The organism is Mesorhizobium sp. M5C.F.Ca.ET.164.01.1.1 (assembly GCF_004792125.1).
Lineage (GTDB): Bacteria > Pseudomonadota > Alphaproteobacteria > Rhizobiales > Rhizobiaceae > Mesorhizobium > Mesorhizobium wenxiniae.
In genome coordinates, this window is sequence record NZ_SRTG01000501.1 from 1 (window position 1) to 298 (window position 298).

Here is a 298-nt window from a genome sequence, read left to right on the forward strand (position 1 = left end):
TTTTCGACTCCGGTTCGCGTAGATAGAAGCGCAATTCTGAAGGGTGACGGGGAGAAGAAGGCTGTCATCTGCGGTTTCGCCAATCGCCAGCGGGATGAGCAGACTACTCGTGCGAAATGATCTCCTCGCCGTCGACGACGAGTCTGAGGCCAAGATCGCCGGCCCGGCGGCGGGCAAGGAAGCGCGGACGGCGCATGGTCGAGACACGGCCCTTGCGGCGCTCCTGCGGCGGCAGCGCCTTGATGGCGGCGCCGAGCGATTCCTCCAGCGTGCGGGCAACGCCGTCGGCCTCGATCAG

General features: G+C 65.4%; 1 protein-coding gene. It reads right to left on the minus strand.

Annotated elements, in window-relative coordinates; all coding sequences use genetic code 11:
* Positions 1 to 103: 103 nt before the first annotated feature.
* Positions 104 to 298, minus strand: a 195-nt coding sequence (locus tag EN807_RS34470) for a DUF6101 family protein (protein ID WP_246684539.1), incomplete at its 5' end; no start/stop codon positions are given.